Origin of the sequence: Psychrobacter sp. C 20.9 (genome assembly GCF_001921765.1) — a bacterium.
Classification (GTDB): domain Bacteria; phylum Pseudomonadota; class Gammaproteobacteria; order Pseudomonadales; family Moraxellaceae; genus Psychrobacter; species Psychrobacter piscatorii_B.
On record NZ_MRYC01000017.1, the window covers coordinates 23,194 to 40,472 of the forward strand.

General features: G+C 44.0%; 13 protein-coding genes. 2 read left to right on the top strand and 11 right to left on the bottom strand.

The window, feature by feature from the left end; translation table 11 throughout:
* Positions 1-268 precede the first annotated feature (268 nt).
* Positions 269-433 carry a hypothetical protein gene (locus BTW00_RS14085; RefSeq protein ID WP_167669405.1) on the top strand — a complete coding sequence of 55 codons (165 nt, stop codon included), beginning with the start codon at positions 269-271 and terminating at the stop codon, positions 431-433.
* A 64-nt stretch (positions 434-497) separates the two neighbouring features.
* Here BTW00_RS14085 and BTW00_RS11155 read toward each other — a convergent pair whose 3' ends face one another.
* Together BTW00_RS11155 and BTW00_RS11160 are read right to left on the bottom strand one after the other, a co-directional pair.
* A complete protein-coding gene (locus BTW00_RS11155) occupies positions 498-1,196 on the bottom strand; it encodes a YoaK family protein (RefSeq protein ID WP_075107467.1) in 699 nt (232 codons plus the stop codon).
* A gap of 135 nt (positions 1,197-1,331) precedes the next feature.
* Entirely contained in the window at positions 1,332-2,141 is an 810-nt protein-coding gene (locus tag BTW00_RS11160; protein WP_075107468.1) for an enoyl-ACP reductase, read from the bottom strand.
* 384 nt (positions 2,142-2,525) lie between these two features.
* Between BTW00_RS11160 and folE the strand changes: the two genes are divergently transcribed.
* Positions 2,526-3,122 (top strand): GTP cyclohydrolase I FolE, encoded by a 597-nt coding sequence (gene folE / locus BTW00_RS11165; RefSeq protein WP_178379295.1) that lies wholly within the window; start codon positions 2,526-2,528, stop codon positions 3,120-3,122.
* A 525-nt stretch (positions 3,123-3,647) separates the two neighbouring features.
* Here folE and BTW00_RS11170 read toward each other — a convergent pair.
* The 9 genes from BTW00_RS11170 to BTW00_RS11210 all read right to left on the bottom strand — a co-directional run bounded on the left by BTW00_RS11170 (position 3,648) and on the right by BTW00_RS11210 (position 17,256).
* Positions 3,648-4,952: an iron-containing alcohol dehydrogenase gene (locus BTW00_RS11170; protein ID WP_075107470.1), complete on the bottom strand. Its 1,305-nt coding sequence runs from the start codon at positions 4,950-4,952 to the stop codon at positions 3,648-3,650.
* A gap of 183 nt (positions 4,953-5,135) precedes the next feature.
* Positions 5,136-6,803 carry an ABC transporter ATP-binding protein gene (locus tag BTW00_RS11175; protein WP_075107494.1) on the bottom strand — a complete coding sequence of 556 codons (1,668 nt, stop codon included), beginning with the start codon at positions 6,801-6,803 and terminating at the stop codon, positions 5,136-5,138.
* A 31-nt stretch (positions 6,804-6,834) separates the two neighbouring features.
* Positions 6,835-7,956, bottom strand: a complete 1,122-nt coding sequence (locus BTW00_RS11180) for an ABC transporter permease (protein ID WP_256714060.1) — start codon at positions 7,954-7,956, stop codon at positions 6,835-6,837.
* A complete protein-coding gene (gene yejB / locus BTW00_RS11185) occupies positions 7,956-9,026 on the bottom strand; it encodes a microcin C ABC transporter permease YejB (protein ID WP_075107471.1) in 1,071 nt (356 codons plus the stop codon). Before yejB ends, BTW00_RS11180 begins: the two co-directional genes overlap by 1 nt.
* A gap of 98 nt (positions 9,027-9,124) precedes the next feature.
* Entirely contained in the window at positions 9,125-9,904 is a 780-nt protein-coding gene (gloB, locus tag BTW00_RS11190) for a hydroxyacylglutathione hydrolase (RefSeq protein ID WP_075107472.1), read from the bottom strand.
* A gap of 132 nt (positions 9,905-10,036) precedes the next feature.
* Complete coding sequence (locus BTW00_RS11195; protein ID WP_075107496.1) at positions 10,037-11,869, bottom strand: extracellular solute-binding protein; 1,833 nt, start codon at positions 11,867-11,869, stop codon at positions 10,037-10,039.
* A gap of 295 nt (positions 11,870-12,164) precedes the next feature.
* On the bottom strand, positions 12,165-13,307 hold the full coding sequence (gene serC, locus BTW00_RS11200) for a 3-phosphoserine/phosphohydroxythreonine transaminase (protein WP_075107473.1): 1,143 nt from the start codon (positions 13,305-13,307) through the stop codon (positions 12,165-12,167).
* Between the two features lie 92 nt (positions 13,308-13,399).
* Entirely contained in the window at positions 13,400-14,305 is a 906-nt protein-coding gene (locus BTW00_RS11205; RefSeq protein ID WP_075107474.1) for a DNA polymerase III subunit psi, read from the bottom strand.
* A 62-nt stretch (positions 14,306-14,367) separates the two neighbouring features.
* A complete protein-coding gene (locus BTW00_RS11210) occupies positions 14,368-17,256 on the bottom strand; it encodes a M48 family metalloprotease (protein WP_075107475.1) in 2,889 nt (962 codons plus the stop codon).
* Between the last annotated feature and the right edge of the window lie 23 nt (positions 17,257-17,279).

Genomic DNA, 17,279 nt, shown 5'->3' on the forward strand with positions numbered 1-17,279 from the left:
CATTTTGATTAATTTTGTTTTTTTAGGATATCTGTTTGATTCGTTAATGATAATCACCTCTCGACTTTGTGAGATTTTTCAATAGTAGCTCTCTCACTGCTTTGTTCTCACTGCTCTGTTCTCACTGCTTTGTATGGACGCCTTGGTTGATAAAAATTACATAAAGCATTCAAACATTCATCATTTGGGGCTATACAAGTAAAAACCGATACCACATAATCTTAGGGTTAGATAGATAATCATCAATAAAAACAAGAGGAATGACACTATGACAGATGCAAATAAAACCGATGCAACCACAAAAATGGCGCCAAAAGACATTAATCAAGATAGTCTGGCCAAAGAAGATCAACAGCGTACTGACGACTCAGCGCTAGATATGATGCAAGGTATGCATGAGCATGAAGATCATCAAGAAGAAGGCGCAAAATAAAAGATGGCAGAACGGCAGATAAAGCCAGTTATCTAGTATTAACAGCAAAAATAAGAAGCGCTTGTCATGATGATGAGCGCTTTCTTAGTTTGGTTTCTCTTTGTTCTGGCAAGTGATTGGAGACATAGTTATATATAAATGCTGCTGTTAGAACGATTGCGATGGGTACAAGCAACGCATCATAGCCAACTTTGGCAAACAAAAAAGCCCCCACTGTACTGCCACCGCAGAAGCAATACCAAATAACAGCCTGAAAGCCCAATGTCGGCTTACTAATGGAGCGACCCGCAAGCCAGTTACCGATTGCTGCACCCATATCGGATGTCAGTCCTGACAAATGAGTTGTGCGAATAACTGCTCCACTATAAGTGGCTACCATCGCGTTTTGTAATCCGCAGGCCATCGCTGCTGCCAATTGTCCGAGATAATCATGCTGCTGATATAACCAGTAGGCAGCTATTAGTAATGCTGCTTCAAAATATAGCGCACGCCCGTAACGACGGCCTAGTGTTAAGGATGTCTGTCCAATGACAAAACCGCTTAATATTGCCCCTGACAAAAAAGACAATAGTAGCGCACCGATATACAAAATACTATGAGAATCTGAGTAAGCGATAGCTGCTGCAAACAAGCTAACGTTGCCAGTGACATGCGAGACCGATAAATTGGCAAATCCCATCAATGCGGTTGTATTCACGCAGCCAGCGCTAAATGCCAATACTGCCCCACCCCACAATATCCACTTTGGTAACTTGGTTATCATATTTGTCACCTAAAGGTCTACTGCCAAAAAGACTCATAGTATAACGAGAAAAGGCAGCCAATTGGCTGCCTTTTCAATTTCAATAGCTGAGTGAATCATTGGTAATGACCATCAACGCAAAAAATACTTAAATGATTATTGCGCTGGCTCATCCAGCATCATCAACTGCTCACTAATAGCGACGGTATTAAAACCTGCATCAACAAACATGATCTCACCAGTGATACCAGATGCCCAAGGCGATAATAGGAATAGTGCTGCGTTACCTACTTCCATCTGATTGACATTACGTTGTAGTGGTGCGATTTTTTCGCTGATATCGAGCATTTTACGGAATGATTTGATGCCACTAGCAGCTAGCGTGCGAATTGGACCTGCTGAGATCGCATTGACACGGATACCTTCGCCGCCCATAGAAGTCGCTAAGTAGCGCACGCTGGCTTCAAGACTGGCTTTTGCCATACCCATGACATTGTAGTTTGGCAATACTGAGATACTGCCTTCATAAGTTAATGTCAGCATAGAACCATGACGCATTGCAAGCAACTCACGAGCTGCTTTTGCCAATGCCACAAAGCTGTAGCTAGAGATATCATGTGCTATGTGGCTGCCTTCACGCGTGGTGGCACTCACAAAGTCACCATCGAGCTGATCCATTGGGGCAAAACCAATGGCGTGTACCACACCATCAATACCATCACCCCAATGCGCGGTTACTTGCTCAAAACAAGCAGCAATCGACTCATCAGAGGCGACATCACACTCTAGCACCAAATCCGCTTCGAACTGTTCGGCAGCCATGTCCACACGCTTTTTGATTTTATCATTAGGATACGTCAAGATCAGTGAGGCGCCTTCGCGGTGTAGCGCTTCTGCAATAGCCCAAGCGATAGAGAGTTTACTTGCGATGCCAGTTACGACAAATCGTTGTCCTTGCAATAGCATAAGATTTCCTTTTGAATCAATCGAGATGATTTAGAATATAGGTTTATTTAGAGTAATTAGAAAGTGACGCGTCATGAAATGATGCAAATCAAAAGATGACTTATTATACACGAATTAGTTTAAGTAAACAGTCGTAAACTGTACTTGGTTACTATCATTAGTATCGCAATAATACTAATGAAATATCATCATGGTCACCGTTCTAATTGTATCTCTGACAGCCCTGTAATGACTAAACTCTGAACTACTCACCACAGCAGTATGAAGTTCAGCAGATTTCGAGTATAATCACAGCCCTTCCCAGCTTGCACAATTTTATAAGAATCCTGACATGATAGGATTCAACGTTAAGCTACACCCACATTTTGGATGGCTGCCAAACTTATGAGTAACACCCCAATAATAACCCCAGATTATAAAGAAAGTACCGAATCCTATCGCCAACTGATTGGTTCGACTGGCGAAGACTTGAATCGTCCTGGTTTATTAGACACGCCTGTACGTGCGGCAAAGGCTTTTGCGCACTTAACCAAAGGCTATCATCAAAGTATTGAAGAGGTGGTCAATGATGCTGTCTTTCCATCAGCCAATCGTGAGCTAGTACTGGTACAGAACATTGAGTTTTATTCACTGTGCGAGCATCATATGCTACCGTTCCATGGTGTGGCTCATATTGGCTACCTGCCTGATGGTCAAGTACTGGGGCTGTCGAAGTTTGCCCGTATTGTTGATATGTTTGCTCGTCGTCTACAAATACAAGAAAACCTGAGTGAACAGATTGCACAAACCATCATGGATGTTACTGGCTGTCGCGGCGTGGCGGTAGTCATGGATGCCTCGCACATGTGTATGATGATGCGCGGTGTCAGCAAACAGCATTCGACTACGCGTAGTACCGCGATGCTTGGTGAGTATCAACACAACAATCAAGCTCGTAATGAGTTTTTGGGTGCCGTCCCTAAGCGCCAACCGGCGTTTTAAACTATTAATATTTTATGCTGTTATAAATAACAACCAAATAAAAAGGACGCTAATGCGTCCTTTTTGTTTTAGCTATACAAAGTAAGATTTCAAGTTTTAGCAAATCAAGCTCATAGTCTTTGCCGTATACGCCAGAGTCTTGTAATGATTGTTACGATAACCAGGCCAATCATTGTAGACGATAATATGCGATTCATAAAAATCTCCCAAACATAATATCATTTAACCATCGTAACGCTTATGTATCAATAAAACATTCCTGTATTGTTATATACTTACAATTTATTAAGTTATTTTTTATTAATTAAGTCGTAGCACAAGATAAATTACAAGATGATTTGATCATGACACAGGCTTTAGGATAGTTAACATATAGAGATAAACTATTCTATTTCAATATCTTATATTGTTTTAAACGTGTTAAAAAAGCCTATCCTCAAAAGAGTCATAGGCTTTTTTTGTCTATCATAAGTCTATCAGTACAAGTACAATGCTATGATGCTATGATGCTATGATGCTATGATGCTATGATGCTTTCTGAGTGTTTTTATCAGCACTCTCATCACTTACTTGCTTAATTTTCGTTAATATTTCCTTAATTTCAGCTGCTGAGAGATAGGTTGGTACAGCATAAGTATCGCTGACTTCTTTTGCTGCTGCTTTTGCAATATCATCAAAATCACTGGCCTGCATACCGCTAACGGTCGGATCAATATTTAAATTTGCGATAAGCGCTCTGACTTGTACGATGAGATGATCTGCTATTTCTTTAGCATCATGACCAGCTTGGCCGTCTGCTACCATACCCGTTCTTTTTGCCAGTGCGGCCAGTCTCTGCTTGCTTGCTTTACGATTGACATCAAGCACATAAGGCAACACGATCGCATTAGCACGACCATGAGGAATGCTATAGTAGGCACCTAATTGGTGAGCAATGGCATGCACATAACCCAAGCCCGCTTTGTTAAAGGCGATACCACCATAATGGGCGGCAATTCCCATCTCTTCTCTTGCTTTTAGATTGCCACCATCTTTGTAAGCTAATGGTAGATAATGCATGACAGATTTGACGGCAGAGGCGGCATAGTAGTCCGTCTCCACGCTGGCATTGGCACTCATCCATGCTTCTAATGCATGGGTCAATACATCAATACCCGTATCAGCGGTGATGTGTGCTGGCATACCTTTCATGATATTGGGGTCAATCGCTGCGGCGAGCGGCACCATTCTTGGATCAATAGACAATGCTTTTTGGTGTGTTTTATCATCAGATATCACTGCACCAAGGGTTGCCTCTGAGCCAGTACCCGCTGTTGTAGGCACGCAATATAATGGCGCCGACGGCTTTCTTGCTTTAAGGATCCCGATAAGCTTCTGAGGCTTGCATTTATTGCCTTGAGACATAGCGATCATTTTGGCAGCATCGATCACTGAGCCGCCGCCGATGGCGATGATAGCGTCGCAATTTGCTGCTATAGATTGGCGCAGTCCTTCTTCGACTACGTTAAAAGTAGGGTCTGGTGTAATGCCATCATAGACATGATAGCTGATATTTTTTGCATCTAGATAATCAGTGACTTTTGCAGGGATACCGAGTTTGTTTAGCACGGCATCAGTGACGATAAAGACATTGGTATTGCCTTCGTTGATGAGCATGTCGCATAGCTCATTACAGGCAGCCTCACCGACAAACAACATCGGTCTTCTGATAGGTATCACGTAAGAGACTGCTTTTAGCACTTTAGCGCGTGTCTTAGCCACTGCCAAATAACCAGCATACTGCAAGCTGTTATTCTTTACTAATTTAGTAATACTGTTTTGTTTTTTCATGGGTACAAAAATCCTTTTTAATGATGATTTTAACCGCGATAACAATAGTTTGAGCTAGTTGATAAAGGCTAAACGACGTTTGCCAATAGCAGAGTAGATAAGTATATGTACAGCAAGGATGTTTGAATAAAGCAAACCACTGTCTAGCATGATTGTACCACTGCCTTTTTTGGTATGTCGCTATTATTGTGTACTGCTCGCCTTTAATAACTGCTTGGCATACGGATGCTGTGGCTGGCTAAAGATATCTTCTGTGAGCCCAGACTCCACGCATGCCCCTTGTTTTAGCACCATAATATGCTGACATAGTGCGCGTACTACTTTGAGATCATGACTGATAAAGACATAACTTATTTGCAGCTTTTGTTGAATTTCACGCAATAAACTGACCACCGTTACCTGCGTGGTACTGTCAAGCGCAGAGGTAGGCTCGTCCAATATAAGTAGGCTCGGTTTCATGATGAGTGCGCGCGCTAATGCCACGCGTTGACGTTGACCGCCGGACAGCTCATGCGGATAACGCTGCGCGAATGCTAAAGGTAAATGGACGGTAGCCAAACTCTCCATCACCGCCTGCTGACGCGCGTCTTTATCCACGCCTTGTACCAACAGTCCTTCTTCCACAATTTGCATGACCGTCATACGAGGGTTGATACTGGCAAAAGGGTCTTGAAACACCATTTGAATCTGCGAGCGAAAGTTACGTAGCGCTTTTTTGGACAGTGCTGAGATATCTTGCCCATTCACCACTATTTGTCCATGCACTCGCGCTTGATTGCCAAGCAGCTGACTCAGCGCCAGTGCAATGGTGGTTTTGCCAGATCCAGACTCACCGACGATCCCTAATGCCTGTCCTTTTTGCAAGGTCATATCAACAGCTTTGACCGCATCAAACCAACGTTTTGTACTCCCAAATAGACTTTTTTCGATTGGGAATTGTACGTTGAGATTGCTCACTTTTAATACAGTTGATGGTCCATCTGCATGATCTGCTACTGGCTGTAGCGCTTGACCGAAGTCTTGCTGAATGAGCGTGCGAGTATAATCGGCTTTAGGCTGATCAAATACCGCCGACGTTTGACCCTGCTCAATCGTTTGACCTTGGCGCATAACGATAACGTCGTCGCTATAACGCCTGACCAGATTGAGATCGTGGCTGATTAATATCATCGCCATATTGTGCTGGTATTTGAGATCATCTAGTAGTGCCAAAATCTCATGCTGTAATGTCACATCAAGTGCGGTGGTTGGCTCATCAGTGATCAAGATATCAGGCTGCTGAGCCAATGCCATCGCAATCATTACTCGCTGACGCTGACCACCTGACAACTCATGTGGATAGCGATTCAACTTGTCAGCGGGATCCGTGATATTGACATCATTTAGCAAGGCAATGCTGGTGTCTCGCCATTGCTTTTTGGGTACGCCGCTTAAACGCAGTGATTCAGCGATTTGTTTTGCAACGGTATGTAGCGGATTCAGCGCTGTCATCGGCTCTTGAAATACCATACCGATCCGCTGCCCACGAATAGCACGTAATGCGGCATTACGCGATTTGTCATTCGCTATCGGTAGTTGAGACATGCCTGCTGTACTTGCCAGCTGAACCTCACCCTTAATCGTCAAATTCTCTGGTAGCAGACCTAGTAATGCAAGACTGGCAATCGATTTGCCAGATCCTGACTCACCAACGATAGCCAGAGTTTGCCCTTGTCTTAACTCATAAGACAACGCATCGACCAGCTGGATACCTGTAGCAGTCGTGATACTTAGGCTATCTACTGCCAGCATGAGCTTTTTTTGCGCGTGATTAAGACTTTCATTTGGCGCGTTGTATTGCTCGGTAGCCATACTTATACTATCAATACTATTATCAGTCATATCAAGAGCGCCTCGGATCAAACGCATCACGCAGTGCTTCGCCGACGAAGATGAGCAATGACAAAATAAAGGTCAAACTAAAAAACCCTGATAAAGCCAGCCAAGGGGCATCAAGGTTATTTTTTCCTTGTACCATCAGCTCACCTAAAGACGGCGAGCCAGGCGGCAACCCATAACCCAAAAAGTCCAGCGCGGTCAACGCAATGATATTGGCCGTTAAGATAAACGGTAGCTGCGACAAGCTTGAGGCTAACGCATTGGGTAAAATATGCCTGAGCATGATTTGGCTATCAGACACACCGAGATTACGCGCGGCACGCACATAGTCAAAATTACGGGCACGTAAGAACTCTGCTCTTACCAAACCGACCAGCCCCATCCAACCAAATAACAGCATCATGGCAAATAGCATAGTAATGCTGGGACTAAACAGACTGACCAAAATAATAATCATAAATAGCTGAGGCATGCCGCCCCATACTTCCATAAAGCGCTGCCCTGCCAGATCTACCCAGCCGCCATAATAGCCTTGTATTGCACCGACAATAATACCGATGAGAGCACCAGCGAGCGTCAGCGCCAGACCAAACAACAATGAGACGCGCATACCATAAAGTATCCTTGCGAGCACATCGCGACCCATATCATCAGTGCCAAGCCAATTCTGAGCATTTGGAGCCGCTGGATAAGGCAGACCAAGCTCGACATTGGGTGTCTGATCAGCAAACGGAATAGGCGGCATTATATAAAACCCTTGCTCATCAATCAGCGACTGCACTGCAGGATCTTTATAATTGGTTTCGGTTTCGAACACGCCGCCAAATGTCGTTTCAGGATAGGCCTTTAATACCGGAAAATAATAATCGCCTTGATATTGCACCAACAGTGGCTTGTCATTGGCGATGACATTGGCCGCCATGCAGATGACAAATATCACCGCAAAAACAAACAGTGATATCACCCCAAGCCGATTTTGGCGAAAGCGATTGAGTCTGGCTTGCCAAATAGGATTTAAGCGCTGCTTTTTCGGTAGTGTTACCTGAGGATTGTGCTCAGGTGTTGGTGCTTTATTTGGTTCGCTATTAATATTATTAGCCTTTGATGAAGGTTGATGATTTGACATTAGCGCCCCTCAAAATCAATACGAGGATCAATCAAGTGATAGCTTAAATCACTAATTAATTGCAATAGCAGCCCTACCAAGGTGAAGATAAATAGCGTGCCAAATATCACTGGATAGTCGCGTTGTTGAATGGCCTCAAAACCTAACAACCCCAAGCCATCTAGTTTAAAGATAATCTCAATCAAAAAGTTACCGGCAAAGAAAATACCAACGATAGCGGCTGGGATACCTGCGATGATAATTAACATAGCATTGCGAAATACATGACCATACAACACCTGACGCTCACCCAGTCCCTTTGCGCGAGCGGTCAATACATACTGCTTGCCCAGCTCTTCTAAAAAGCTAAATTTGGTCAGATACGTCAAGCCCGCAAAACCACCTACGGTACTGGCTAGCAGCGGTAGTGCCAAATGCCAAAAGTAATCTTTTACTTTGCCAAGCGCGCTGAGCTGATCAAAATTTTCGGACGTTAGTCCCTGTAGCGGGAAAATATTCCAGTAGGTGCCACCCGCGAAAAACACCAATAAAATCACCGCAAACACAAACACAGGTATCGCATGTCCGATAGCCAGCAGCATAGCAGTGAATTTATCAATGCCTGAGCCATGATGCATCGCTTTATACACCCCTAAAGGAATTGCGATCAGATAAATGAGTAGCGTACTCCAAAGACCAAGCGATATCGAGACTGGTAGCTTCTCTATAATGAGATCGGTCACCGACTGTCCTTTAAAAAACGACTCACCAAAATCTAGCTGAGCGTAGTTCTTTAACATAAGCCAAAATCGTTCTGGAGCGGATTTGTCAAAGCCATACTGAGCATTAATAGCAGCGACCATTTCCTCAGAGAGACCGCGCGTTCCTTGATAAGTGCTGTCGTTGCCACCTGCACTGCCCGCGCCAATATTACCACCAAGCGCGTTGTCTTTTGACCCCTGCTCAATAAGGGCAAGCTGCTGCTCAACAGGTCCGCCTGGTGCCGCTTGTACGATTACAAAGTTGGCAAGCAATATCAAAAATAGTGTCGGTAATATCAGTAGGAGTCTTTTTAAGATATAACGACCCATAATGGCGACTTCCTAAATAAAGAGAGAGGGCGATGACGACAGCAGTGATTCTTTGATATTCATGATAGGCACGAAAGCAATGTTTGCCTTAATTCATGTTAAAAGTTATTTTTAAGCTCGCGTAACGCTGCAAATACCGTCAAAGAGTTATCATCGTCGATAGTTACTTTTGATTTAACCCCTGCAATCACACTTGGCTCTTGGGTACGCAAAAACACGTTTATCGCACGCTCATGCTCTAGCGTCACTGGCAGTGTTGGCGCACCTTGTGCCGTTTGTGCCTCAGCTTGCGCTAGTGCTTGTTGCATTGCCTCGTTGTCAGGCTCGATAGACAATCCAAAGCGTAGGTTACTAGCCGTATATTCGTGCGCAGGATACAGTAGTGTCTCATCAGGTAATTCATTTAGACGTTTAAAACTATCATGTAACTGCTCGATCGTACCAGTAAAAACACGTCCACAACCTGCACTAAACAACGTATCACCGCAGAAACAATGTTTTTGCCCATCGATATCTAAGATATAGGCCATGTGGCTGGCGGTGTGTCCTGATACATCCCAGACTTGTGCAGAGCAGCCCCATGCACTCACCGTGCTGCCATCTTTGATGGTTTGATCCTCATCAACCCCATGCTCACTATGCGCAACCAGATGAGTCATGGGATACGATTCTTGCAGCTCTGCAACGCCGCCAATATGATCGTGATGATGATGCGTGGTCCAGATTGATGTGAGTTCTAGTTCGTGCTTTTCCAGATAGTCGATGACTGGCTGGGCTTGACCTGGATCAATGACGATTGCCTGCTTATTATTTTCATTAATTAAGGTCCAAATATAATTATCATTAAATGCTTTAATGGGGTGAATACGGATACTCATGTCAAATCCTTACCAGTAGTTATTTTTTTGCTCGTTATTTTGAATTATTTCGCTGCGCTTTTACTGCGCGGTGACAGCCTATGCGTTTGGCAGTCAGCTATTATTAGACCAAATCCTGTAAAAAGGTATTGCTTACTGCTTTAAATATTTGTTGATGCGTCCTTCTGCCTCTTTATCTACCCACCAGTAATCGATGCCGACGGCATTGGTCGGTAATGTGTCTGCATGACGGTATTGATCCCAATAAGCAACATTGGTGCCAGATTTGCCATATAAGGGTACGACATAATGACCCGCTCGCAACAACCGATCAAGCACCTGCGTATAGAGTACAATCTCGTCACGATTTTTGGCATTACCAAGAGCCGCGGCTACCTGATCGACGGCCGCGTTTTTGATACCAGCACTATTATGATTGCCAGGCTCGTCAGCCGCCGCGCTACCCCAAAATGCAGCCTGCTCAGCACCAGGCGATAGACTTTGGGCAAACACATCGACGACCATATCATAATCAAAACGGCGCGTTCGCTCGTAATACTGCGGCCCATCCACTTGGCGCAAGGTTGCCTCAAATCCTAAGCGTTTTAAATTACGAATATAAGGCAACAACACACGGCCCATGGTCTCGCCTGTCATCAAAATCTCAATTTGGGCGAGCTGACCATTTGGCTGATATAGCTTCATATCATCATAATAAAATCCAGCATCTAGCAATAATTGCCGTGCTTTTAATAACCCTTGTCGATTAAAGCCTTTGCCATCACTGGTGGGTAGCTGCCATTCTGCTAATACAGCTTTACGCTGAATCGGTTCAAGCTCAGATAATAAAGGCGTTAGTACCTGCATCTCTTCATTAGATGGTGTGCCAGTTGCCGCAAGCTCTGAGCCATGAAAGAAACTCTGCAATCGCTCATACTGCCCGTGAAACAAAGTTTTATTCATCCATTCAAAATCATAAGCAGCCGTCAGTGCTTGGCGCACCCGTATGTCCTGAAAGATTGGGCGGCGCAAATTCATCACCAACGCCTGCATCGGCACTGGGTTTTGACTGGTTATGGTCTCTTTTTTGATAAGACCTGCTTTCACTGCAGGAAAATCATAACCACTCACCCAATTTGATGCTTTGTTTTCGGGGCGAAAGCGGTACTGACCAGATTTAAATCCTTCAAAGGCAATCTCATCGCTTTGATAATAAACGAACTTGATCATGTCAAAATTGTAGCGACCACGATTGACCATCAAATCACGACCCCAGTAATTGGGATCACGTATGTAGCTCACCGAACGGCCCGCATCGACGCGTCCCAGCTTATAAGGCCCACTACCCATCAAGGGTGTCAGGCTGATCTTTTCAAAATCAGCCTCAATTGAGGATTTTGCAAAAACAGGAAACTGCCCAACCGTCAGTAGGATTTCTTTGTTTTCAGCAGAGGCAAAGACAAATTTGACTTGCTGCTCGTCGATGACTTGAACGGCTTTGATATCAGCCAGATAGCTACGAATAGACATCGGACCTTTATTCAATATTGCATCAAAAGTCGCTTTGACATCATGACTGGTCACAGGCGTCCCATCCCAAAAACGGGCAGCAGGATTGATGTGATAGACAATCCAGCTGGTATCGTCTGGATCATAGGTTACCTTACTTGCCAGCTGTGGATACATGGTAAACGCTTCATTTAATGAGCCCGTCATCAAAGTATCATACAGATAATCCGTACCGATCATCGCCACACCCGTCGTCATCCACTTATTGGCACTATTAAAGGTACCGCGTGTATCTAGCGACAACGTACCACCTGACGGCGCTTCTGGATTGGCATAGGGCATGTAAGGTACGTTAATGTACTCAGTTGGGCTATTGTGCCCAAGCGCTGTCGTTGTGATAGGCGCCGCAATACTGCTCGGTATCCAGCTGACAGTGATGGCTAGCAAAACAGCTTTTAGCAGAGCATTTTTTCTTATCATAACGTTATAACAAACCTCTATGCTAACCAATGCGGGTATCAGAAATTAAGCTCTGACGGCAAAATAGCCTGATGGCAAAATTTTATCATAACAAACTTAGGTAATTCATCCTAATGGTTTGCCATGTTACGCAGCATCAGTGCGACATCTATCAGTACGACATCATTGGTATTAGATATAATGATGGTAGATATTAAACGCTTTTTACTCAAACTGTGCATCGATAAATATACTCATAAAAAAAGACGCAACTTGTAAAAGCGGCGTCTTTTATTTTAAAGTCTAGTATGACCTATGCATGCTTTTTCTCAAACGCAATCATAAAATCAACCAACTGCTGTACCCACTCAAGTGGCACGGCGTTATAAATACTGGCTCGCATACCGCCTACATCACGATGACCTTTTAGATTTAACAAGCCAGCTTTTTCTGACTCTTCTAAGAACACTTTATCAAGGCTACTATCTGCTAAGGTAAATGGCACGTTCATGATAGAGCGATACTGAGGATCGACTGGGTTGTTATAAAAACTGCTGTCATCAATTGTCTTATAAAGTAAATCGGCTTTTTGCTGGTTGATTTTGCCAATAGCAGCCACACCGCCCTGCTCTTCCAACCAATCAAACACCAGTCCTGCTAAGTACCAAGAGTACGTCGCTGGCGTGTTAGACATAGACTCTTTGTCTGCTTGGTGCTCATAGTTCAGTAGCATAGGACACCACTCACTTGCCTGCCCCAACAGATCATCACGGATGATTGCAATGACCAATCCTGCAGGACCGATGTTCTTTTGGGCACCTGCATAGATCATACCAAATTTAGACACGTCTATCGGCTGTGACAAGATACAAGATGACATATCGGCAATGATTGGCGCGTCTACTTGTGGCGGCTCAAATATTTGCAACCCATGAATGGTCTCGTTGGCACAGTAGTGAAAATAAGCGGCATCGTCACTCACAGTCCACTCACTTTGGGCGGGTACAGTCGTAAAGTTATCCTTTTTGCCAGTCGCGACCAAGTTAATCTTACCCAGACCAAGTGCTTCATAGCGCTGAGCTTCTTTAATCGCCTTACCTGACCATGCACCAGTCGTCAAATAATCGCCGCGTCCACCATTGAGCAGGTTCAATGGAATGGCAGAAAACTGCAAGCTAGCGCCGCCTTGCAAAAACAGCACTTTATAGTTGTCTGGTATCTCCATAAGCGTGCGTAGCTTAGCTTCTGCTTTGTCAGTAATCGCCATGTACTCTTTACTACGGTGGCTGACTTCCATGACCGATAGGCCGCGACCTTGCCAGTCGAGCAATTCGCTCTGAGCACGCTCCAATACGGATGTTGGCATGGCGGCAGGGCCAGCACAGAAGTTTGGCAGACGATGCGGCGTACTATTATTAGTATTAGCAGTGGGTGTAGACGTTTGGGTTGTAGACATAATCACAGTCCTAGGTATGATGAAATAAAGAAGCGACCTTTATTTCAGTTTGTTGATAAAAAAATTTACATCGATATCAGTTTTAATATCACTCAATGAGATATGCGCTCCCACAACTGACGTTTAGCATCACTATCCGCAATCATGTCATCTAATGTAGGCACAGTCATAAGATTGGGGTGCTGAAGACCTTCAGGTAGTACTGTTAAAGCAGCAACTTTTATCTCTTCGCGCAGACCAATTCTAAAGACATATCCAGCAAGGCTGGCATTGGCAAGCTCTACTGTGTCCATACCGGCGCAAATCGGAAATGAGGTCGTCTCATGAGTCATTGAGAGTGCTTGAGTGATATTATTCCATAGCTTTTGGCTATCATTATTAAGTGCTTGAATATCAACCAATATCACCCAATCCCCATAGCGTCCACCTTGTAAGCTAAATGGTGCTACCTTTTTCAAGCTGTCGTCATTTACACTATCACTATTATGACTGCTTTGAGATAATTGATGTGACGCAATAGGCGCAGTTGTTGACTGCACCACTTCATCTATAAAAAATGCGGCGGTTTGGTTTGATTCGATATCTGGACTATTGTGAAGACGAGGTGCATCTGAAGTAGCAGATATCTCATTGCTCACACTATCAAAACTATAGGTGACTGGGCTTTGCTCGGTGGCTGCCTGTTCATGAATACCTAGACCATGAGTATCGTCATTCACATCATCATGGTTGCTGCTATAAGAGTCATTCGTATCATAACCACTGGTCGGCTGGACGACTGTCTCTATAGCAGATCCAGCACTCGCGGGTTCATTATTTGCGGATTCAGTATCAATAGAGCCAGTATTTGAATGCTCAACCGAATCTATCGTGATATCCGCTATATTTACGGTACTTGACTCAGGCCGCACCCATTGATTGATACCCATCATCGCTAGGATTTGGCGTTGCTGCACACGGCGCTGCAATACACTTAGCGGGTCTTGAATATCACTCATACGACTCTACTATCCTAATTATGTTGTCTATATTGTTTTTTAGATGATTTTGGTAGTTCTTATCAAAAAAGCTGCCGAACGCCTAGCCAGCGCTCTGACATTGCGAGCAGGCAATCATATTCATCTTGGCTGATTATCGTATCGTGTAACATCACGGTATGCAATGTACTTAGCCATTGTCGATACTCATGATGAGCAGGTCTGACCGTGCTATCGTCATTATAATCTATTTGACTACCATCCTGTTGTCTCTCTGGATAATTAGTACTACCCAAAGTATTTATGGGCCGCTTGATAGAATGAATAGTAGAAATAGGAACCGCAGCAATAATCGCTAATAATTGAATACTATTTAAGTGTAGTGCTTTTAATAACAACCATTGCAAATTGACATCGCTCACTGTCGTTAAATCAATATCAACCAAACGCGCATGACGTCTTAAATCTACAATGTAATGCGCCACACTCTCATCACCTTCACTCAATAATGAGCGCTCATATATTGAGATCATCTGGCCTTTAGCGTCTTTTGATAGGCGATACGCCAGTAAAACTATTACCGACATCTGAGCATCGCTCAGTGCTTCAAATACTTGCCCTGAAGGATCTAGCTGTACCCTTACGCCTTCTATACCAGTTTTGAGTGTCTGTGATGATAGAGCTTGCGTATCCGTATCGTGTAAAACCTCAGACAATATCGGTAGTAACTGCTGTAATTGTAACGCTTGCCATAATGACAGTATGGATGATTTTTGCCTCTCTACAGCTAATGAATGATTGAATGAATTCGCTGCCGAGTAAGAGCGATCACTCGATATTTTTTGATCTACAGAATCACAAGCTAAGCTTTTAGTTAAGTCAGATGTCAGCTGTTGGTGAAATAACTCAACCATACCTTGTTGGTAACGCAACAACATCGTACGGCATTTTGCTTGTTTTTTATAGTACTGATCGCTTTCGTGACTGTGTTCGCTGTCACTTCGAAGCTTTAATTTTTTGATATGTATTTCAGATAAGTCATGACGACGTAACTGGGCTAATGCAAATACAATCAAAGCACTGTCCAAACGTCTATCCAAATTGGCCACTATGGCCAGTAGCTTAGCATCTATCCTATGGGGTAATACTTGCTTATGACTAGTAGAGTCACTTTCAATAGAAAAGTCCTCACCCCAAATATCTGCCAAACCATATAATGCATTTGTTGACAATGGTTGATGCTGATGGCAAAGCATGACCGCTTCTATTAGCGCTTGTGCACCAAGTGGATGATAAATATGATTGAGTACATATTGCGGGAGTGACACCTTTTGAATATCGCTCGCTTCAATTAATATATCTTCTGGTAGGTCAGCGTCAGGTTTGGCCTGCCAAGGCTTCAGCAAATTATCGGTATCTATAGGTGCTATTTCTACCTGCAAGCGACCATCGATAATTGTATCTACCTCTTTAGTGAACTCAAGACCTTTATTTGTCTGGCTCTCACTGTTGCTTGCAGTGTTATCAAAAATAGCGTTCTGCTTACGGTTTTCTTCTGCATCAATATCGAACAATGATCGATGCGGCAATTGAGACTTTTTCTGTGAATTTTTGCTTAGGCTATTTTTTATTACAGCTCCCCAATCACCTAGATGGCGCTGCCGATATATTTCTTTTATTTTCTGCTGATTGATCCGCTTTTCTTTAACGACTTGTACGGCAAACTTACGATAGGCATCAGCATTAATAGCACTCATACGCTCCGTCAAGCTTGGATGAGTGGCAAACCAAGACACATCACCCAAGTCCGTACCACTACTGGCAAAGAAAAAATGGCTGAGTCCGTTGATATCAGCAACACTCGATAATCGTGAGCCCAGTGAATCTTGGTGAATAGCTTTTAAGGTTTCTATGATCGCAGGCGAGCGCGTTAATTGTACGCTGGTTGCATCAGCAAGTAACTCACGCTCACGATTAAAACTGTGCTTAATCAACTGAGCACTTGCCATACTTGAGAAGCTTAGACCATGGAGCAGTAATGTCCAGACACTACGGGGTGCTTGACGATCGATCACAGCTCTACTTTGCACCCACCGAGACTCACGTTTGGCTGATGCCTGCTGTTGCTGTGATTGTGTCTGCCAGTACGCTACCCACTCACTATGCGTGGTAAAGCGGGCGGTCTGCGCCTCTATATTGCGTGCACGACTGTCAACTTGTCTCTGTGATAGAGGAATATCGGTGGCAACTGTATTGTCAGAATAGCGACTATTAGGAACTGGATCGCTCCAATCATATAATATCTGTAAACCAGCTAATACCACCATCAGCTGTAGATTGAACGTGGCATCCCCATGCAATATATGACCATACTCATGACCAATGAGCCCATATAGCGCCTCATCAGACAACTTATCTAGCGCACCTTGGGTGATAACAAGTACCATATCTTGGTTATGACGACCCGCGACAAAGCCATTAATACCTTGCTCATTGGGTAGTACGTATAAGAGAGGCGCAGACAAACCTGATGCAATCGCTAACTGATGGGCAATCTCATAATAACGACGATAGACGGGTGGAAAGTCGCGCTCATCGCGTACTGCTATATGACGTGCGCTATAGTGAACTTTCTCTTTGGTTTCATGTTGATGCACAACCCCATGACTGTGCTCCCATGGTGCCTGACTGTTATCAATAAATAGTCTGACTGCCCCTACTCGCTGAGCAATAGCGCGACCACCCGCTCTCAAGCGCCGATATTCTAAAAAACTCCCACCAACGAAACTGCCTAATATAAACAGAATGACTAGTATCAATACCCAATGATATATACCACCCGTGAATATCGTTAGCAGCAGTCCCATGATAGCCAGTGCCACCACCATATGAGCAAGCACAATCAGAAAAAACAGTCCATAGAGCAATAGACTGCGCCGTGTACGTATCCGCTGTTCAACAAAAAAATCCATCAACTGGGCTGCCTAACATTGGC